The following is a 19,950-nucleotide window of genomic DNA, read 5'->3' as shown; positions in this document are numbered from 1 at the left end:
GCCTTCGTCGTTTCTGGAGCCCGCCGATGAACCTGAACGTCAACCCCGCCGTCGCGACGGCTGCACTCCCGCCTACGTTCGTGCCGTGCCCCGGCCCGCAGCCCGGCCTGATCCTGCTCGGGCGTGACGAGCGGGGCCGACCACACGCCAGCGCCTTCGGCCCCGAAGATGCCACCGCAGCCGAGCGGGCTGCCGCGTTGATGGGTTTCACCGCCCTGATCGTGGCCGAGGAGCATCAGGGGCTGGCCAGCAGCCTGCCGAAGGGGCGAATTTTCGACAGCGGGAAAGCCTTCGTGCCGTTCTGCTCGACGCAAACCTTTGCCCGGCTGCTCGAAGCTGCGGGGCTGCCCGACACACCCGTGCCCGTCAGGGTCGCGGCCAAGCCCGCTGCGGCCGGAGCCAGCGCTGTCGGTGGTCAAGGTCGTGGCGCGGGCGGATCGGGCGCGGGTGACCCGCCAGCGACGCGGGCGGGCACGAAGGCCCCGGCCGACCATTCGCAGATCTGCATCGGTAGCCGTGTGCTGGCCGAGGATGAGGCCGAGGGCGGGTACTACCCGGCCGAGGTCGTCGCAACGAAGGCCGACGACCACTTCCAGTTGGTATGGGCTGGCTACCCCGACCTACCGGAGTTCTCGCGCTCGCGCCGAGCACTGGCGCTGCTGTACCCCGAGGTGGCTGAGGCGGCGGAGTAGCGCCATGCCGGGCTGCGCCACCCCGACCGGTCCGACGCGCGTTCGCGCCCTCAACGATGCCCTACGCCGGAGCTTCATCGGCGGGCGGGTGATGCTGACAGTCGGGGTTGCGGCCTTGCCTGAGGTCACCCGTGCCGCCGTCCTCGCGGCAGTGCGGGCCTTCGATGCCTTCGACACCGACAACGATCCGCATGCCGAGCACGATTTCGGTGCGGTCACGGTCGGCGGCGTGCGGGTGTTCTGGAAGATCGACTGCTACGACCGGGCGCTGACCGCCGCCTCACGCGATCCGGCCAACCCCACCGTGACGACCCGCGTCCTCACCATCATGTTGACGGAGCAGTACTGAGGTGGTCGCCTCAGCCTTCCTCTGGGCGTGTCGCGGCGGTCTTTGGCTTCCGCCCCCGCCGCAGAGTCGCCGGCCGCTCACTTCCTGGCTTCGGAATGACGAAGAACGCCGAGATGTGGACCCCGAGAACCTCCGCCAGCGCTTCGAGCGTCTCGACAGTGGAGTTCTCACGGCCGCGCTCGATGCGACCGATATAGCTCGGTTCGCATTCGGCCAGCAGGCCGAGCGCTTCCTGCGAGAGGCTCTTCTCGACCCGCAGGCGACGCAGATTCCAGCCCACCAAGGCACGCGCTCGCATCGGAAGCGACAGCGCGCTGGTTGCTGGCCATCAATCCAGGCAATAAAAGTTCAGTTTATAGACGTGCTTCGGACACTGGCTCGGCTGTCCCCAAGCTGGTCCTCCATACCGTGAGAAGGAACCGTCGCCCCATGAGCCGCTACGTCCGCGCCTCGGTCCTCGTTGCCCTTCTGAGCAGCACGGCGGCACAGTCGGTCAGAGCGCACGAAGTGGCCCCCAACGGTAAGGGTATTCCTGCCCGCCACGAGGTATGTCCGCCGGTCCTGTTGGGAGAGCGGGCGGAACGCATTGCCGACCGCGTCGCGGGCAAACTTGAGCGGGAACGCGCCAACTGGAACTCGGCCACTGGGCTGACTTACGTCAGAAGCCAGCTCGCGACCGGGCTGCGTTCAGAGCCATTGTCGGGTGGTTCGGCGGTCAGCGCAGCCGACCTCAAAGATCTCTCACGGGGCGCGGTGGCTTTCTGCTTGCCTCGCCTCGGCGCGGTGATTGCGACGCTGGTCCAGGGCAGCGACACGGAACGGCTTGCGGTCGAGCAGCAGCAGCGTCGCGAGGAAGAAGAAGCGCAGCGGCAGGTCGATGCTGCGGCAGCGCACCGCCGCATCGAGACCGAGCGGCTGCGACAGATTGCGCTTATGAAGCAGCGCGAGGCAGAGTCCGAGCGCGACCGTGCCGAGGTCACGCGCGCGGAGCGCGAGACCGCCGCCAAGGCAAGCAATGTGGCAGCGAGAGCTGAGCGCGAACGCTTCGCCGAGGCTCAGCACCAGCGTGCTGCGGGATCGCAGGCCAAACGCGAACAGGTTGCAACCGGCGACCGCGCCGATGCGGGTGCGGCTCCGAGCGGCCCAGAGGATCCATACGAGGCGGTCCGACGGCGCAACCGGGAGGCCCGCGAAGCCGAGGCCCGGGAGCGGGCACGGCTCGACGCGCTCGGCTCCAGCGGAGCAGATGTCATGCGCCGCAGTCGGGAGATCCAAGCCGAGCAGCAACGAGCCTACGAGGCGGCTCAGGTCGAGGCGGCCAAGCCCGAGAACATCATGCTCACGGCCTATCGGCACTACCTCGTGGCCAAGCAGTGCTCTGAGAGCCGAACTGGGTACGCAGCCGTCTACCTGACGCCGCAGCAGATGGGGGAGGCCAAGGCACAGGTGAAGGGCATCGAAGCCGGGATCCTGAAGCGTGCGCCGAGCCTGAACACCGATGAGCGCTGGGCAGCAGCGAACCGCGCTGAAACGGCGGCCAATGCGGACATCAGCGAGTTGGGCTTCACCGGGCGCGGCGCAGTCAAGGAGCGGACCTACACCGAGCAGGGCCGCCAGTTCTGCTCGGCGGCAACCGGCTGGCTGAAGGGGGCCTACGGGCTGTTTTACCCCGACAGCCTGACCGTGAAAAAGGATTTCTGATGCGGGCCGCTCGGTTTACGCTCAGCACCGGTGGTGCGAGGGCCAAGCACGGCCTGCACGGGCTGCACAGGGTCTTAGCAGGCCCGGCCATCACGGTAATCTCCGTCACTATGCTCGCGGCTGGCGCGAGCGCGGCCGAGCCGATGACGATCCCGACCGCTGCCGCCGGGGTCGCCGCACCGCTCTGCACGGTCGGGCAACCCTGCACCTTCGCCGCGCCGGTTTTCGCCTGCGATTACGCCGGAGCCGAGAAGATCGCGCTGGCTGGGCCGGCGACGGGCAGCGAGATCGGCGCTGGCCTCGTGCGGGAGAAAAGCTGCCAGACGGTGACAGCCGGGCGGCCCCTAGCCACCGAGACGACGAATTCCGGGCTGATCGTCTACCTGACCGAGGTCGGCCAGCATCTCGGCTACATGCCGGTCGGGGTGTTCGCCCCCGCTGCGACTGTCGCCTCGCCCAAAGCAGATCGCGAGGTGCCACTCCGCGTCACCACGCGCCTCGCCGATTTCACTGTCAGCGCCGGTCGTGCCCCTTTCGCCCGTGCGGTGAGTCTGACGGGCCAGATGGCCGAGGCAGCGGTCGGCATATTTCGCGCCGGCCCGGCCGAGCGTCGCGACTTTTGCTCCAGCTATGCCGGCAGCGAGCCAGCCGCGCTACGAAGCTGTCTGAGCGATTTCCCCGACTACGAGGTGCAGGGGCGGGCCAATTGCACGACCCGGGTTGTGACGGTCCGCGACCGAACCTATCGCCTATTCGCGCGACCCACGACTTTCCCCTCCGACAGCCATCTGGATGCGTCGCGCCGCTGGATCTGGCGCAATGTCGCCAGCGACGAGTGGCTCGACGGTTCGGTGGTCTCGGGCGAGGACACGGTCGATTCCACTTTCGACGCGCTCTGCCCGGGGCGACGACCCGATGCCGAGCGCGGGCTCGTCTACCGCGATCCGCAGGCCACGTACCCGAGCGAACTCCGAGGCCGTTGGTTTGACAACCAGCGCGCCTGCGCTGATCCAGGGCGCATCGCGGAGGACTACGAGGACCACAGCGTCATGGTGATCTCCGAGCGTGAGCGCAGCGGCAATCGCCAGTTTGAGTTCCCGCAGCGGATCAACGCGGTGCGCCGGCTCGGGCCGCAGGCATGGCAGATTGCCGGCTCGCATCGGATCGATGTGCAGGACGTGCCGGAGATCTTCGGCACCGCGACCTACACACTGACCCGCGATGGTCTCTTGCTGGCTCAGGAGGGTGAGACCTCGAAGTGGGTCAAGTGCCGTTGAGGTTCTCAGCTTGGCGCAGCCCCTGAAGGCCGAGGCTCAGGTCTCGGACCGGTTTGTCGGGCTGTAACCGGCTGATCGCACCGCTGAGCATTCCATCCGGTGCACGCACGGCCACTTTGCGAGTTACCCCCGCTGGAATTACCGTCACGCTTAAGGCGGGGAGGAACCATTACCGTGCAGGCGGTCGGATCGGCCAATTTCGACTTTCTGCGCCAGCACGATGCAAACCTCGTGCGCCTCGGCGGTTTGCCCTCGTGGAAAATGCCGCTGGAAGGCTGCTCTGCGACGCGATTTCAGCCCTGCGCCGCAGTTCACGCGAGACGCTTGGCGCGAGGCCGCAGGACGTTGACGTACCCGTTGAGGACGGTCATCAGCCATGCTCGATTTTCGTCGTCGTTCATGAAGCTCGCGTGCGTTCGCCGAGTCGAGATCGAGCCCGCATCCGCGTCGCCCGGCGGCTCTACGCTGGTTCCCTCGGGCAGGATCGTGCCCCACCCGTCGATCTCCCCTTCAGCGCGCACTAGAAACTCTCGTCGCGCCTCCTGATGTCCAGCCAGGAACACACCGCATACGCGCGCATCGCGATAGGCCGTGATCCAAAGGTTCGGCCAAGGCAGCGAGGCGCGCACGTGATTGGGCCACCTTACCTCTGGACTCGGCTGCTCGGGGTCGTCGAATCGCATCTGAGCCACCGGTTGCCACCACCGCTCATACTCGGCCTTCAGCAACGCATTGCGGCCCGCCGCCCCGGTCTCGGGCACACCGACCGCCTCCTCTTGCCCGCCAGACGCCGGCATTGCCGCCGACGCGAACGACGGACGGTCCTCAATCCGATCCTCGCCGAGAGAGCCGCCGTCCCCACGCAAGAGTACGACCTGCCGCTCGATCAGGTGCGTGCGGGCGGTCACGCGCGGCTGGATCGCGAGCGCATCGCCTCCGAGCTCGTAAAGCGCCACCTCCACGAGCCCGAGCGAGAAGCCTGAGGCTGCGTTCCTGTTGACCAACTCGGCCAGCGCGCCAACGTCCTCGCGAATGCCGTCCCCTGCGATCAGCAGGAGAAAGCGACCCGACCGCATAGCGCGCACGACCGCATCGGCGAAGCGATGCTCTTCCAGCGACGGATTGTGGGCACGCGCGACCTCGAAGGGCAAGTTGCCCTTGCGGCCCGACGCCATCGAGACCTGCCGTTGCAGGTCGGCATAAGACCATCGGGTGATGGCGCGGGCGTAGTCGAGGATCTGGGCCACGACCTTACGGCGGGCCTCTGGGTTGCGCCACAGCTTGCACTCGACGAGCGTCAGGTAGCCGTGCGGGTTGATGAAGGCGATGTCGAGCGGCCCGGCTTCCGTTCGCATTTCCCGGCACAGTGGCAGTAGCGGGCCAAAGGCTGGGTCGATGTCAGCGACGGGCAAGGCATCGGGATGGGCGAACAGAGTGTTGCGCAGCCACGCTTCGTTGCGTCCGCGAGTGTCGCCGAGCGGTATGCGGGCGGCCCGCTGAACGGGCTGGTCGGGCCGTTCGAGGAGAAATACGTCACCGTGCATGGGAGCGGACCGACATTGATTAGAACACCACCCGGCATCCCCTATCCGGCCAAGCGCGTCCAGCTTCGACGGAACGGCGCGGCGGCTTCCCGTCTGGGCCGAGCGCGCCCGGTCGGCGGGGCGATGCTCTTGGCCGTATGGTGCACCTGATCAAGAAGAGACAGTCTGGGCCACTCAAGCAGAGGAATCCCGCAGCACCCGGTAGACCTGCATACGCGAACAGCCGACCGCTCGCGCGATGGCGGCCGGGCCTATGCCCTCGGCGTGCAGCGCATGGATGCGTTCGCGGTCGAACCGGCGCTTCCCGCCCTCGTAGATACCAGCGGCCTTCGCTCGCTCGATGCCCTCGCGCTGCCGCTCCTTGATAAATCGGCGTTCCATCTGGGCGACCATGCCGAGCACGGTCAGCATGATGTGACCCATCGGCCCCTGTGTTGAGACGTGCGGGTCGAGCACAGTGACGAAGGCCCCGCGCTGCTCGATCTCGTAAATGATGTTGAGCACGTCGCGGGTGTCGCGGCCAAGCCGGTCGAGCCGGGCAACGACGAGTTCGTCGCCGGCCCGGAGGAATGCGATGACCGTCGCCAGTTCGGGGCGGCCCTCCCGAGAACCGCCGGAGACCTTTTCCGAGCGAATGAGGGTGCAGCCCTCCGCTGTCAGCCGGGCGAGTTGCCCGTCGAGGTCCTGATCGAGGGTGCTGACGCGAGCATAACCGATGCGGGCCATAGGGTGTCACCTCAGGGTGTGATAGGCCCACCTCACGAACCACAGCCGTAATAGTCGCTGTCAACGCCCTTTCTTGTCGGACTCGCCCGTGAGCACCAGCCTGCGCCCGCCCCGCATCCTCGATGCTGCATTCGAAGGCGATCTCGTTGCAGGCCCGCTCGCTCCACTTCTCACCTTGGTCCAGCGGGATCGAGATCTCATCGCCGAGATCAGGACCGACATCCTCGATGTCTACTGCAAGGGTCAGCGCCTCGTCAGCGTGAAGCGGCTGCGGGACGGCTACCGCCTGCTGTCGCACGAGAAGTTCTGGGGCATACAGAGCCTCGACGTGCAGGTGGCCGAGCAGGTCGCTGCCTTCTGCGAGACCGAGGTCCCGCACATCAAACAGCGCATCGCCCTGCACGCGGCGCGCGGCAAGGAGATCGAGTTCGAGCAGCTTCTCGTGCGGGTGAACAACCGCGAGGGGCTGAACTCCGACTACATCGCCGTTGATCGGCAGGGCATCGCCGAGGAGGGCAAGGGCCGCACCGACGTGGTCGGCGTCTACTGGCCCGGCGACCGCCGCATCACGAACGACGCCCTGATGCCTGCGCTGATCGAGGTCAAGTTCGGGCTTGGCGGTGGCGTCGAGGGCGTGGCTGCCCAGTTGTCACGCTACTTCGAGGATCTGCGAGGCACCTTGCCGACTTTCGCCCACGAGCTTCAGGGTCAACTCCGGCAGAAGGCACGGCTCGGGCTTCTGAACGGTCTGAGCGATTTGGCCCAGGCCAAGATCCAGCGGCTTCCTGTCTCAGACCGTATCGAAGATGTGCGCGCCGTAGTGGCCCTCGTAGACTATAACCCGCGTGCCGGACGTCTCGACCTCGGTGCGCTTCGGGCGCTGCCCTTCGCCGACCAGATCGACCTATTCCACCTTGGCTTCGGCCTGTGGCGGGCCAACTCAGCCTTCCGTGCCGAACCCCAGGTCGCCGTCAAGGAAGGCTGGATCGACGCGGTTCAAGGCGGCCGGTTCGACGCGATCCCAAACCCCTTCCACTGGAACGACTCCATCGAGTTGATGGATCTGCTCGACGGCTACGAGGTCGCGCGCGAGATCGGCATCACGAAGCTCAGCGCCTTCGCCAACGCGAAGCTCTCGCACGCCGAAGCGACGGGCTGCTGGCCCGGAACAGCACTCGAACTGTGGCTGTGCCTCTTCTTCGAACATCGACGGGCGCGGCACTCGGGTGAGCCGGAGGAGTATGCCGAAGGCCCGCACCCGGTGCGCGACGCCCTCTGCCAAAGCCTGCGGGACGCTTTGCAGCGGCTCTCAGATCACGAGCGATCCGACCTCACTGGCTGGCTTGCCAAACATCGCGCAGGCGGGGCTGCGGATTAGCCCGGCCGTCAGACCGGCCACCATTCGCCATCGGCGCGCCGCGTGACGCTCGGACCGAAATGCTCCGTGAATCGGTCACCCGCGAAGGTGTGGACCGGCACGAGCGCGCGTGGCTGTACCGCCTCCACGAGCCGTTTGAGATCATCGATGCTGGCGTGGCCCGAGGTGTGGATCACCTCGAGGCCGACCCCGCGTGAGGCCAACTCGGCACGCAGCTTCGCACCTGACCCGGTCTCGTCTTTGAGGTAGCCCTCCCACTGCGACCAGATCACTCGCGTGGTCGGCCACACGTCGGAGCTGAGCGCATCCACGTCGCGCAGCATGGCGGGCCGAAACAGCATCACGGCGCGTGGCGCAAGCTCGCTCAGACCCTCCGGGTAGATGCGGTAGGGTTTGTACGGGGCGAGCAGGTCGAAGCGCTCACTTCGTGCGATCTGGCGACGCTGGTACTGGGGCACGTAGACCGCGAGGTTGGGCCAACCTGGTGCCGGGATGTTCGGATTGCCCGTCGCCCGGAGGACTTCGAGTGCGTAGAGGTCGAGCACCAGGGTTCGCCCGGTGCGCTTGGCGGCACGGTAGAGCGAGACGACGCGGTCGATGTTTTGAGCCGACGCACACACCCCGACGAAGCCTGGATCACGCAGGCGCTCGACGAAGCGCTCCTCGATCTCACCCTCGGTTGGAAAGCTCTGCCCCGGCATCAGGCGACCGAGGCTTGAGCCCTCCATCAGCATGGCATCGACGGCCGGGGGCGGCTCGCGCAGCAGGCGCTCGAACAGTGCGCCCTTCCGTCCATGTGCACGCAGGTCGCCGGAGTAGAACAACCGGCGTCCGCCCGCCTCGATCAAGAGCGCGTAGGCATCGTAGGCCGAGTGGTCCACGAGGTAGGGGGTGATACGGAATGGCCCGATGGTGATGGGCACCCGGTCAGCGAGCGTGGGGCCGTCGTCCAGCTCCCCGAACTGAGCCGGTATCGACCGGGGCACGAAGGGGGCTGCCGCGCGCAGGATGCGCCGGGTAGCGGCACCAGCAACGACCCGCACGGGTGATCCGGCATGGGGTATCAGCCCCCAGTGATCGGCGTGGCTGTGAGAGAGCACGATGGCATACAGGCTCTGGTCAGCCTTGTTCAGCCCAGGCACGGCGGGCAGCAGCGATGCCGGGTCGAGGGCGGGATCAGCATCCAGGGGGAGGCCGAGGTCGAGCAGGAGGCGCGCGCTCGCACATTCCAGTTCGACGCAGGTGCCACCGATCTCGCGCGTGCCCCGATGCACGCAAGCGCGAAGCCCCCCGGCCGCAGCGAGGGTGTTGATAGGTCCTGCGAGAGGCTCGGGGTAGCTTGTCACAGCCAAGCTTTAGCACGAGGCTGCGACCGTGGACCATGCCAACTCCGCGCCCGCCACCACCGACCCGGCGGGCTACGTCGAGCTCTTCGAGGGCGGCCGGGCAGTTCCTGAGGCAATCTCGGGCGTCTGCGGGCGGGTCGTGCGGGGCCGGGCTGATGCCGACTTCAGTATGCTGGCCTTCGCGAGCGGACGGCGGCTGGCCTGGGTGACCGGGCCGGATGGGCTGCGCGCCATGATCGGGCGAAGCGGGTCGGAGATTGTGCTCGGCATCGGAAAGGATCGCGCATGGCTACGGGAGAAGCTTGCCGAGGGTATGCGCTGGCGGCTGTTCGTGCTGCCGCAGGCCGAGTGCATCCGCGCAGATTGGGCGGGCATCTTCGTCATGATCGAGGCGACCTACCCCGAGGTTGCCCGAAAGCTCCTGCCGTGGCGCGAGGCCCTGCAAGATCCGGTGCTCACCCTGAGCATCCTTCCGTCGCTGGTCAGCAGCGCGGTGAAGGACAATGAGGATCACCCCGAGCACATGAGCGTTGCGCGCTATGAGACTTGCGCCGACACGGCCGAGAATGCCCGGCTCTTCCTCTGGCATACGCTGGGGCTCAACCAGCACTTCAAGGGTGATGGCTGGGCGACGGATCCGCTGACGGGCGAGCGGGTCGAGGAGTATCTGACCGCGAACGTGCCGCTGAGTGAGATCGTCGGACATCGTGTGATAGCGCTCGACGTGGAGCCGTGAAACGGCGGTCGAACCGCAGCGGGACCGCGCACCCTGGTGTAACGTCGAGCTTTAGGCTTCAAGCCGGGGGGCGTCACATGGCCGAACTCGAACCATAACGTGACGCAAGGCAGGCCATCCGCTGTGACGCTTCACCAGGGTATACCTTACTGTGGTGATACGAGACCCTAGATGCCTCAAATGTCTCTAGACCATCAGCGCCCTTTCGCTTGCAGCGCAAGGATCAGCTCACCTCCCACTTTCCGAGCCTGTCGGTTGGCCCTCGTCCCGCCTAAGGTGGAAAAGGATGTGCTAACAGAGCGTTTTTTAATGACGAAGTAAGCGTCTGCCGCTTCTTCGACATCCCTACCGCTCAAGCCATTCGAGGCCAATTCCTCTGGAAACGTTACAATAGCATTAGCGCCAACTGAGCTGAGAGACCTGAATAGGTCAACTATCGCGGTTCGTGACTTTGTTTTTAGACTATACGCCGATACAGGACGACCGCTTACTGGCGGGTAGCGACCACTTCCTTCAGGAACGAAATTCATACCAGACGATATCGTTTCCAATACATGATAGAAACGACTGTACTGTACGGCTGAGTACGGAGGATCGATGAAGACAAGGTCGCCATCTTGAAGTGTCCGGGCAACTTCGAGCGCATCTCCTTGAAAAGCTGCCCCCCTTTTTAGGGCTGATTTACGTCCGACTTCGATCAAATTGTACTTTAATACGCTCAGCAAATCTCTTTTCCAAGCCCTTCTCAGATACACGCCCGCAGTCTCATTGGCCTTGAGTGGTTGCGCTGTATGACCAGGAGATGCCGCCAAACGGCTAGCTGTACAAATAAGCGCAGCTAGTGCTAGAGCTCTGTCTTGAGTGCGATAAGGCAAAGCCTGACGCAGCGCGTCAAGCCACAAGCACTGCATAGGACTGAAATAGTATCCGCCATACGAGCGCATAATAGAATTGTTGCCCTCCCTGGCCGCAATGCCGCGAGCTCCCTCAGCTATGCAAGAAATATTCGCATCTTCGAGCAGAAGCATGTGGTTACCAAGAATGTCCTTGTAATGGGGACATGAAAGCACTTTATCTTCTGCTTTTTTTATCCACCTATCAAATGTCTTGGTAGATTGTATAGGGGAAGTTCTAGTAAGAACACCTGCGGCGAGGGACACCGCGTAGTGCTGCAAATCGCATGCAAGTACAGGCACCTGCCACCGCGACGAGACGTGCCAGGACACCGCGCCGGAGCCGGAAAATAAATCTACGAATCTCGTTGATTTTGAAATTTCTTCGCTGATTGTCTCGCCAAGCCCATTGAGCAACATGGCCTTCTTTGAGCCCATGTACTTCATGCGGACAAGCTCCAAACGCCGGCACGCTCGACTTCAGCAATTGTCGGAAGGCCGTTTTGAGTCTTCTTTATCCAATCGCTCATAGAATTTGGCGGCGGATTGATTGATTGCTCAAGATCAAGAAGTGCGATTTCTATATCAGCCCAAAGATCAATAGGATCTACTAACGGCCTACTTGGCGACCAAAAACCGCGCTCCTCGGCCCATTGATTGATCCAAGGACGCATTGCTCCGGCAGATATATTGATTCCAGCGTCTGCAAATGAGGTATGAGTAAAACCTGAGGCAGCTCGCACCAACAATATTGCGCGCGACAGCATCTCTATCGGCCCTGCCGGTGATGAGTTTGAAAGCGCGAGCCTCACAACTTGGGGATCCGGGTCTGCAACGGTGCCATCCAAGAAATCTCTGGCAACTAACGACATTAAGTTCTGCGGCAGCTGCGCATAACGTTGCCCTATTGGCCCAGCAGCGTAGTTGGTGTCTCCGGAAACTCTTCTGTGATGGTTCTGCAGCAACGCACGCAATAGATAGCGATCTAGAGCGTCATACGCAGATGCAGAAGTAGGTTCTAAAACCTTCCATGTTTCAGATACATATGTTACGACGTTATTCGTTGGCGGATTCACTGGATTGAGCGCATGCTGTGCGTAACTAGAGACATTTCTTTCTGAATGATCCGTCTTGCCACGCTGAAGGTCGAGACCCCAGCTTTGAATAATATCGGACGCTACGTTTTGAATTGAAATCCCTGGCCAAACAATCAAAAGCAGATCCCTGAGACTTACACCTCTGATTTTGATTGCATCAGCAAAGTATTGTGCCGTGACCACGCCGGTGCCCCACGCATTGAGGGCGTCCCATACCACCTCATGTGTACCTATCCCGCCGCGATTGCCGCCGCCCGGAACAGGGTCTAGCCGTTGTACAGCCCCGGTGGCGTCCACTACGAAATTGATACGATTAAATATTCCTACCCCAACGTTCGCGAGAATGCACATGCCTGCACGCAACTGCGCATAATAAGCGAGATGACGGCAGGCATGCCCATCGCCAGACAGCAATGAAGATACGGCCCGAGAGACATAGCTCCAAGCATCTATACAATGGTTTGGGGCGGATGCGGCCAGGACATCGATCACTTGCTGCGCGGGCAGCTGAGCAACTTGTGTCCATGTTTTCGGCAACTGTCCATTGGAGGCGCTATGGCCGGCCCCCAACCATTGGGTACGATTTTTTCCGGCGAAGGTTGCAAGCGCTGCCAGAAAGAACCGTCGATCTGCCTGATGCAATACAACCGTTGAAATTGGCATTTAAGCGGTCATCTCGAATAGCAGTGTGCTCGCAGTACGCCCCACGCTACCATTGGCCTCTGTTAGCTTGCGCAACAGGTCTTCGCGAAGTACCGCGTAGCCGCCACTGCCGCGATAGGCGCGCTTTTGTAGCAGGAGTTCTTCTCCACCCTCGTCGCTCCTGACGCCGGGACCATCAAAGGAACGCCAATCAAAATATGTGAGCTGATCCGCAAACTCCGCAATGAACTGCCTAAAGGGCTGCTTGTCCAATGATAGAAGTGCGCTGCTCACTTCCGAAGAGTAAAGCTCAATATCGTCGTTTGACCGGAGTATCCAACGATCAAGCTGCCAAACTTGAGCACTATGGTAGAATATGTCGTTTGCAGCAGCGTGAATGGCTCTCAATCCTTGATCTTGATTAAGCATAGATCGCTTATCTTCAAATGCCATCTCGGGTGTCTCAAATTTTCTGATCCAGTACAGATTCTTGTTGCGCTCAAGCGAAGCGCTAATATCAGACCAGAGACGTATAATAAACGCGGTTTGTTGTGATCGAGTCCAATCTAGAGGCTCAATCCCATCAGAAAGATTCGCCTGAAATAAACCCGCCCGTCCCTGTCCTCTACCTGTACTGAGAAACGTCTGGAGTAATGTTCTAACCCAAGCGGCTTGACTGACGCCGCTGCCGCCCCGCTCACCTAACATATTGATACGGTTACGCCAGGGACTAGATTCGTGAGCGTACATTTGCTCCGTCAATTCCTGAGCACGTGCTTCTCTATACACATTCAGCTCGCCGACGCGATCCAGCCAATCTTGCGTCCGTAAGAGCGGGTAGAGATCGAAAGCGTGACTCGGATTGATTCTTTTTGGCGATACGTTGATCGACCAAAATAGATAGGCTTGCCATGAGATATCGAGCCCATGGTACGCAACTACTGGTAACTCGAAGTCGTCCGGTAGTGGCTCTTCGCCTACTTCAGCATCGAAGGCCCACAATCTATGTTGCCCATCGATGACCTCAAATGGAGCCAACCCGCCTTCGCTGGTTTCCATTTTCGATGGTACAATGATTTCAAATCGTCCATCGCCTAAATCTTTTATGGCCGCGTGACAGCCTTCTGAGACTTTACGACCGTGTCGCTCATCGTCCGCCAACAAGATATTTATTACAATAGCCGTCGGCAGCCACCCTGGCTTCCGAAGTGAACTCGTCTCGTCCGTTCGCTGAGGTTCTTTGAGATCGCCGTAGGGATACCCGTACCGGACATAATTCTGAATGCGACCTGTCCGCGTCGTGTCGCGAACCCGCTGGATGCCCTCAGCGGCTGAGCCCTGTCTTTCACGCTTGTAGACATCGCTAAGTGCCCGCAGTTCTGCAGCCCTAAGCGAAAACATATAGATGTGCTCAGGAGGTTTCCTACGGAGAAACTCCTCACTGAAGTCATAGTCATTCCAGCGATCAAGCCACTGCTTGAATCGGAGGGCTGGGATCACCCGCTTTGCAGAGACGGCTTCTGAACTCGACATTCTGTCATCCTACCTCAGCGTAGGCAGATAGGGCATCAGGCCAACCTTGTGGATTTTTTTGAAAAAGAGCTGACAGCCCACAAATCGCAATCCTGTCACTTTTATGTATCATACTTGCATTCTCAGCCATGACAGTGGCTTGCGAGAAGCCGCCATGGCCCTGCGCAGTAGGTGCGGGGGCAGCAGCCCGGGGGCGGCGAGGCGGTTGGCCTCCACCTCTCTGCGTTGCCGCTGGTCGCCCGCCTTCGCTTTGAGACGGAGCAGGTCCACACTCTTGCACTGGAACCGGCCGGGCTGATCCGGCTCGTGGTGCGCCATCAGGAAGTGGTGGAGTTCGTGCGCGGTGGTAAAGCGGCGACGCGGCTCGGCCCCGCGCTTAGCGAGGATCGTGCCTTCGGACCGTTTCGCGTCGGTCAGGAGGCCGCTCTCGAAATCGTCGGAGCGAGTTCCTCAATCCTGCGGATGCCGAGCCCCGTGCACAGCTCCTGGATCGGCATAGGCACCGGAAGGTTTGGCTCTGCCTGTAGGATGCGTTTGACAAGCGCCTCCGGTGAGCCCGCGTCTGCGAGGTCCATCCTGCTGACCGGCATCTGCGCAGCGCCTTCCCATCCCTGAACCGATCCGTGCGGCCACCACCGGCCCGCGACGCCAAGACTGGACTGCGGGGAGTTTGTGCGGGCGGCAAGGCAACCGCGCCATCGCGAGCAAAGACCATGCTGACGTGGCCCGGCGGTCAGCATAATCCCGATGGTATCGGTGAGTCCCAGCGGCTGCGCTCGGCAAGCTGACCCAACCAGTAGGGCTCGGTCGAGCAGCCGAACTCACGTGCGTTGGACGTTGCGGCTGCTGAGCCACTCTTGCAGCTTTGTCCAGCGGGGCCTCATATTCCCGCCGCGCACCGCAATACTAACGGCCTTCTTCTGCCCGATCAGCACCACGAGGCGCTTGCCGCGCGTGACCGCCGTGTAGAGGAGGTTGCGGGCCAGCATGGTCCAATGCCCCGTGGTCAGCGGGATCACCACCGCCGGGTACTCTGAACCCTGCGACTTGTGGATGGTCGTGGCATAGGCTGGCACCAGCGTATCAAGTTCGCCGAACGGGTAGACGACCTCACGCCCCTCGAAGCTGACGATCACTGCGCCCTCGTCCTCGTCGATCCGCGCCACCGTGCCGAGGTCGCCGTTGAAGACCTCGCGGTCGTAGTCGTTCTGGCTCTCCATCACCCGGTCGCCCGGTGAGAAACGCCAGCCGAACCGCTCGATAGAGGTTGGCGGGTCCGGGTTCAGCACGGCCTGAAGCTCATGGTTGAGGTTCCTCGCGCCGAGGACGCCGCGCTGCATCGGGGTCAGCACCTGCACGTCGCGCACGGGGTCGAGCCCGAAGCGGGCCGGGATGCGCTTCGTCACCACCTCGATCAGCTTTGCGACGCCCGCCTCTGGCTCGTCGATCTCGATGAGGTGAAAATCGCTCTCGCCGCCGCGCGGTGCGGGCTCAGGCATCTTGCCCGCGTTAATGCGGTGAGCGTTGACGACGATGCGACTCTCTGCAGCCTGCCGGAATACCTCCGTCAGCCGCGCCACCGGCACGCGCCCCGAGCCGATGATGTCGGCCAGCACCTGACCGGGACCGACCGAAGGAAGCTGATCGACGTCGCCGACGAGAAGCAGGCCGGCGTGCCCCGGCACGGCTTTGGTCAGCGCGTTCATCAGCGGCACATCGACCATCGAGGTCTCGTCCACTACGAGCAGGTCGCAGGCGAGCGGGTTCTCCTCATTGCGCGAGAAGCCGCCGTGCTTCGGGTCGATCTCCAGCAGGCGGTGGATGGTCTTGGCCTCGAGACCCGTTTGCTCGCTCATGCGCTTGGCGGCACGTCCGGTCGGCGCGGCGAGCAGCACCCGCGTGCCCTTGGCGCACAGGATGCGCAGGATCGTGTCGAGGGTGCTGGTCTTGCCAACACCGGGACCGCCGGTGATCACCGCGAGCTTCGCGCCCACCACGAGCCGCACGGCCTCAGCTTGTGAGGGTGAAAGTGTCTTGCCAGTCTTGCCCTCGACCCAAGGCAGCGCTTTAGCGAGATCGATTTCGGGCCAAGGCGGCTCGCCCTTAATGCGGTGGAGCAGGCGCTCGGCGATGACGCGCTCGGCCGCGTGGAGGCCGGCCAGGAAGATGCAGGCTTTGTCGCCGATGATGTCCTGCACCACCTCGCCTGTGTCGAGCACGTCGAGCAACGCCGAGCGAATCAGCGGAGCCTCGACGCCGAGGAGCTCGGTCGCGAGCTTGACAAGTTCGGCGACCGGCAGGGCGCAGTGACCCTCATCGGTGGCCGTCTGGAGCGCGAACGAGATGCCGGCCCGCAGCCGCTGCGGCGCGTCTTTCGTCAGGCCGAGCTTCATCGCGATAGCGTCGGCCGTCTTGAAGCCGATCCCACGGATGTCGCGCGCCAGCCGGTAAGGATCCTCGGTCATGACGCTGATCGCCTCATGGCCGTAGGTCTTGAAGATGCGCACCGACCGCGCCGTGCCGACACCGTGCGCGTGCAGGAACAGCATGATCTCGCGCACCGCCTTCTGCTCAGCCCAGCCGGCGACGATTCGTGCGGCGCGTGTGGGACCGATGCCTGCGACCTCCTTCAGGCGGTCTGGTTCACCCTCGATGATCTCGAAGGTGGCCTCGCCGAACATCGCCACGATGCGCTTGGCCATGGCCGGACCGATGCCGCGCATGTAGCCGGAGGCGAGATACTTCTCGATGCCTTCGGCTCCGGTCGGCGGCGTGACCTTCAGCGTTTCGGCTTTGAACTGGAGTCCGTGCTGGCGGTCAGTGAACCACAGGCCGGTCGCAACCACCCACTCCCCTGCGCCAATGGCCGGAGCGTGCCCGATCACCGGTACGAGGTCGCGCTTGCCGCGCGCCTGCACCTTCAGGACGCAGAAGCCGTTGTCGGCGTTGTGGAAGGTCACCCGCTCGACGGTTCCGGCGAGTGTTTCCTTCGGCGCAGGGGCGTGGGTCGGCGGCCGAGCGTTCACGGGGGGCGAGACGTCTGCAACTCAGAGTCGCGGTCAGGCGACGGACGAACCTGCAATGTGGGGGCACCCGAACTGATTCGCTCGAAGCCCGGCGACCGCTCGTTCTCCGCTACGCGAGGATGTTCACAGCCCGCGCTGCGACCAGCGCCACGGTCAGCAGCGAGATCAGCGCCTCGGCCATCATCAGCAGCTTGGCCCGTGCCGTGAGGGGCAGCGTGTCGGTGGGCGAAAAGGCGGTTGCGTTGGTAAAGGCGAGGAACAGGTAGTCCACGAAGCCGGGCACGAAATGGGTCTGTGGCTCCTGCGGGTTGAGGGTCATCTGCGGGAACAGGAAGTCCGGCTCTCCCGCCTTCGGGTGCCCGCGTAAGGCCGCGCCGCCGCGATCCGTCGTCCAGAACCACAAGGCGAAGATGATGACGTTGGTGCCCCAGATGTTGAGGGCATCGAGCAGCAGGGTCGGCCTACTGCCGGCCGTGCCCTTCAGAAGCGCGTGCACGAGAGCTTCCTGAAGCGCCGTGTTGCCGACACCTGAACCTCCGATATCCCTGCGAGCTTCGCGCGGAGCATCAGCCGCATCGCGTCCTTCTGCGAAGGCGAAAGCGTCTTGCCGTTTTCCTCTCGACCCACGGCAGCGCCTTTGCGAGGTCGATCTCCGGCCTCATGGTAAGCCTGCCCAACTCCGCGTCGAGCACTATATTGAGGTGCGCCGTCCTAGGTGCTTTGGATTTTGGGCTTGGGCGGGTGAAGTTAGGGATCATGGGCTGCGAATTATTCCGGCCCAAGGTTTATCTGTGAGGTTCATATGCCTACCATAACAGATTTTGAGGAATGGCACGAAACGAACGAGATTGATGATGACGAGACTAGAGACTGCCTAGTTGAGGGCGTAGAAAATGAGCGTAGCGCGTGTGGATTTACAATATCATCAAAAAACGGGCAACTATTTGTAAAAGGCCCGACGTCCGACGTTACGTTGAGACTCTCTTCAGCAAAGGCTAAATCGGCATTTATCTCGTTCCTTCAATCTCTTGAGATCGAGGAAGAGGACGAACTTGAGGCGGGTTACCGGAGAAACATGGAAAGTCCACATTCTTAGATGTTCGAACTCCAATTGGAGACTTTAAATGCCGCAATGGAACTACCAGGTTATCACGAGAACAAGACCATGATAACTTGGCACGGCAGTCTTGAGGATCCCGATGAAATTGGCAAGGCCGAGACCACGGCCGCGCTCGGTAAGCTGGCCTAACGACGGAAGTTCGGTCGGGCGACCTGCCTCAAGCGCGTGGGTCGGCAGAACCAACCGCGAACGCGCGGTCGCCCACCTCACTCTGGACGGCTACAATCGCCCGGAGCTTGTCGAGATCGAACGACGGCAGCTTGCGTATGGCCGCAGCCTTGGCCTTCAGCGTCACGTCGCCGTAGCTGTCGGCCGCCGTGCGCCCGGCATGACCCATGATCGCGTTATAGACGCGGTAGTTGATCTCCGCCTCCTCGCAGATCGTCGTGAACAGGTGCCGCCACCCGTGATTCGGCTGAACGTTCGGGTCCGGCACGACGGGCCGAACGAACTCGCGCATCCGGTTCAACAAGCCAGCGAGGGGGCCGAGCACGTCACCGCCCTTCCCCGGCGTCAGAAACAGTGGCCCCTCGGCGCTAGCCTGGACGAAGGCCGGAAAGCCGAGTTTGATAAGCTGCTGGTGCAGGACCACTTCGCGCGCCTCGTCGGTCTTCACCGTCCCGGCCTCGGGCGTAATGTGAAGCACCCACAGGTCGCCCTCACGCCGGAGATCCTGGCGGCGGAGCTGCCCCATCTCGCCGACACGCGCGCCGCTGAACGCACACAGCCATGGCAGCCAACGCTTCGCGGCGGCCGTGCGCGCATCCTCCCGTGGGCCGGGCACGTAGTGCAAGGCGGCCGAGAGGATGGCATGCGCCTCGGCTTCGACGAAGCCCTTCGGCCTTAGGCGCTGCTTCTTGCCAACCTTGATCGTCAGCCCGGCCGCCGGATTGGTCGGGAGCTTACGATTGATCACCGCCCAGCCGAACAACGTCTTCAGCGCGGCAAGGTCGCTATCCTTGACCGTCTTGGCGGAAGGCACCTTGCCGGTGCGCTTCGACGGTGTCGCGAGCCTGTGATCCTTGAAGGCGACGATGTCCTCCGCCGTCACGCGCGTGGCATCGTCGTGCTTGAGGAAGGCGATGAGGTAGCGGACGGTTTTCTCGTAGCTTTCGTGCGTGCTGGGCTTGCGTCCCACGCCCTTTGCCTCTCGCCACCATGCCTCGAAAAGGCCGGTCAGCGACAGCGGCTTCGCGACTGCGGGCTGCCTCGCCGGTCGCGAAGATGCCGGCGGCGTGGGCGACAGCGCGCCGCTCAGCGCCTTGGCAGCCTCAGGCGAATCGCGTCCGAGCGCGTCGTTGTGCACGATCTCGCCTTGGGCTGCGCGGCCAAGAGTCAGGCTCGCCCTCTGAAGTGCTGCGCCAATGGCTCTAGCCAGCTTTAACCGGCTCCATTCATCGACGACGAAGCCGTTGCGAGAGAGGATGCTGTCCGCCTCTTGGAAGCACCTCAGCCGCATCGACCGGTAGAAAATATTCGTGATGGGTACTGCACCGGGTACGCCGGGTTGAGCCTCGATCTCGGGGAGCGGCTCAGCCGTCCACAGCGTCGCATAGAGTTCGGTACGCCATCCAGATTGGAAGCTAGGATCGTCGCGATGCAGTTCCAGCCATTCATCGTGAGCTGAGGCGGCAAGAGCGTGCGCATCCCGCTCCGTCAGCTTGCGCGCGCCAGCTCGGAGGTTCGCCCAGCGAGCTTCAACCTCAGCCGACAGCTTAGCGTAGCGGACGCGGGCTTCGGCCGGGTCCTTGGTCTTGAGGCTGACGAGTTCCTCGACCTTGCCGATGAGTGCGCGGAGATCCTTCGGCACAGCGCGCCGGAACCAAAAAACGCCGGTCTTGGGGTGGGGCCAAGGCTGTGCCATTCTCAGGGCCATCTGTATCACCCGAT

Annotated in this window: 18 protein-coding genes; 7 read left to right on the top strand and 11 right to left on the bottom strand. The window is 62.9% G+C overall.

Annotation, left to right across the window (positions count from 1 at the left end; translation table 11 throughout):
- Positions 1-26 precede the first annotated feature (26 nt).
- Complete coding sequence (locus tag DK427_RS09655; protein WP_245930861.1) at positions 27-692, top strand: hypothetical protein; 666 nt, start codon at positions 27-29, stop codon at positions 690-692.
- A gap of 4 nt (positions 693-696) precedes the next feature.
- A complete protein-coding gene (locus DK427_RS09650) occupies positions 697-1,041 on the top strand; it encodes a DUF3768 domain-containing protein (RefSeq protein WP_109951075.1) in 345 nt (114 codons plus the stop codon).
- A 10-nt stretch (positions 1,042-1,051) separates the two neighbouring features.
- Here the strand turns inward: DK427_RS09650 and DK427_RS09645 are convergent, their stop codons facing one another.
- Positions 1,052-1,321, bottom strand: coding sequence for a helix-turn-helix domain-containing protein (locus tag DK427_RS09645; protein WP_425452578.1), 270 nt, complete (start codon positions 1,319-1,321; stop codon positions 1,052-1,054).
- Positions 1,322-1,470: 149 nt separating this feature from the next.
- On the opposite strand from DK427_RS09645, the gene DK427_RS26245 reads away from it, so the two are divergent.
- A complete protein-coding gene (locus DK427_RS26245; protein WP_162559761.1) occupies positions 1,471-2,742 on the top strand; it encodes a hypothetical protein in 1,272 nt (423 codons plus the stop codon).
- Positions 2,743-2,885: 143 nt separating this feature from the next.
- Positions 2,886-4,019, top strand: a complete 1,134-nt coding sequence (locus tag DK427_RS09630; RefSeq protein WP_162559760.1) for a hypothetical protein — start codon at positions 2,886-2,888, stop codon at positions 4,017-4,019.
- Positions 4,020-4,330: 311 nt separating this feature from the next.
- On the opposite strand, the gene DK427_RS09625 is transcribed toward DK427_RS09630, so the two are convergent.
- Together DK427_RS09625 and DK427_RS09620 are read right to left on the bottom strand one after the other, a co-directional pair.
- On the bottom strand, positions 4,331-5,563 hold the full coding sequence (locus tag DK427_RS09625; protein WP_109951070.1) for a hypothetical protein: 1,233 nt from the start codon (positions 5,561-5,563) through the stop codon (positions 4,331-4,333).
- Positions 5,564-5,737: 174 nt separating this feature from the next.
- Positions 5,738-6,289: a recombinase family protein gene (locus tag DK427_RS09620; protein WP_109951069.1), complete on the bottom strand. Its 552-nt coding sequence runs from the start codon at positions 6,287-6,289 to the stop codon at positions 5,738-5,740.
- Positions 6,290-6,377: 88 nt separating this feature from the next.
- Between DK427_RS09620 and DK427_RS09615 the strand changes: the two genes are divergently transcribed.
- On the top strand, positions 6,378-7,667 hold the full coding sequence (locus DK427_RS09615) for a hypothetical protein (RefSeq protein ID WP_162559759.1): 1,290 nt from the start codon (positions 6,378-6,380) through the stop codon (positions 7,665-7,667).
- 8 nt (positions 7,668-7,675) lie between these two features.
- On the opposite strand, the gene DK427_RS09610 is transcribed toward DK427_RS09615, so the two are convergent.
- On the bottom strand, positions 7,676-8,941 hold the full coding sequence (locus DK427_RS09610; protein WP_245930860.1) for an MBL fold metallo-hydrolase: 1,266 nt from the start codon (positions 8,939-8,941) through the stop codon (positions 7,676-7,678).
- Between the two features lie 100 nt (positions 8,942-9,041).
- Here DK427_RS09610 and DK427_RS09605 point away from each other — a divergent pair, with 100 nt between their 5' ends.
- Positions 9,042-9,749, top strand: coding sequence for a hypothetical protein (locus DK427_RS09605; RefSeq protein WP_109951067.1), 708 nt, complete (start codon positions 9,042-9,044; stop codon positions 9,747-9,749).
- A 194-nt stretch (positions 9,750-9,943) separates the two neighbouring features.
- On the opposite strand, the gene DK427_RS09600 is transcribed toward DK427_RS09605, so the two are convergent.
- The 6 genes from DK427_RS09600 to DK427_RS09580 form a co-directional block, all read right to left on the bottom strand.
- Positions 9,944-11,089 carry a DNA adenine methylase gene (locus DK427_RS09600; protein ID WP_109951066.1) on the bottom strand — a complete coding sequence of 382 codons (1,146 nt, stop codon included), beginning with the start codon at positions 11,087-11,089 and terminating at the stop codon, positions 9,944-9,946.
- Positions 11,086-12,402: a hypothetical protein gene (locus DK427_RS26240; RefSeq protein ID WP_162559758.1), complete on the bottom strand. Its 1,317-nt coding sequence runs from the start codon at positions 12,400-12,402 to the stop codon at positions 11,086-11,088. The genes DK427_RS09600 and DK427_RS26240 overlap by 4 nt, the downstream gene beginning before the upstream one ends.
- On the bottom strand, positions 12,403-13,914 hold the full coding sequence (locus DK427_RS09595; protein WP_109951065.1) for a DGQHR domain-containing protein: 1,512 nt from the start codon (positions 13,912-13,914) through the stop codon (positions 12,403-12,405).
- Between the two features lie 108 nt (positions 13,915-14,022).
- Complete coding sequence (locus DK427_RS27065; RefSeq protein WP_245930991.1) at positions 14,023-14,301, bottom strand: ImmA/IrrE family metallo-endopeptidase; 279 nt, start codon at positions 14,299-14,301, stop codon at positions 14,023-14,025.
- A gap of 434 nt (positions 14,302-14,735) precedes the next feature.
- The gene (gene recD2, locus DK427_RS09585; protein WP_109951064.1) at positions 14,736-16,940 is read right to left on the bottom strand and encodes an SF1B family DNA helicase RecD2; all 2,205 of its coding nucleotides are present in this window, start codon (positions 16,938-16,940) and stop codon (positions 14,736-14,738) included.
- Positions 16,941-17,049: 109 nt separating this feature from the next.
- Positions 17,050-17,436 carry a hypothetical protein gene (locus DK427_RS09580; protein ID WP_245930859.1) on the bottom strand — a complete coding sequence of 129 codons (387 nt, stop codon included), beginning with the start codon at positions 17,434-17,436 and terminating at the stop codon, positions 17,050-17,052.
- A gap of 306 nt (positions 17,437-17,742) precedes the next feature.
- Between DK427_RS09580 and DK427_RS26235 the strand changes: the two genes are divergently transcribed.
- Positions 17,743-18,036 carry a hypothetical protein gene (locus DK427_RS26235; RefSeq protein ID WP_162559757.1) on the top strand — a complete coding sequence of 98 codons (294 nt, stop codon included), beginning with the start codon at positions 17,743-17,745 and terminating at the stop codon, positions 18,034-18,036.
- 181 nt (positions 18,037-18,217) lie between these two features.
- Here the strand turns inward: DK427_RS26235 and DK427_RS09575 are convergent, their stop codons facing one another.
- A complete protein-coding gene (locus tag DK427_RS09575; protein ID WP_109954082.1) occupies positions 18,218-19,936 on the bottom strand; it encodes a DUF6538 domain-containing protein in 1,719 nt (572 codons plus the stop codon).
- Between the last annotated feature and the right edge of the window lie 14 nt (positions 19,937-19,950).

This window comes from Methylobacterium radiodurans (genome assembly GCF_003173735.1).
GTDB classification, from domain to species: Bacteria; Pseudomonadota; Alphaproteobacteria; order Rhizobiales; family Beijerinckiaceae; genus Methylobacterium; species Methylobacterium radiodurans.
Note: the sequence above shows the minus strand (reverse complement) of the source record. Positions and strands in the feature narration are given on the sequence as shown.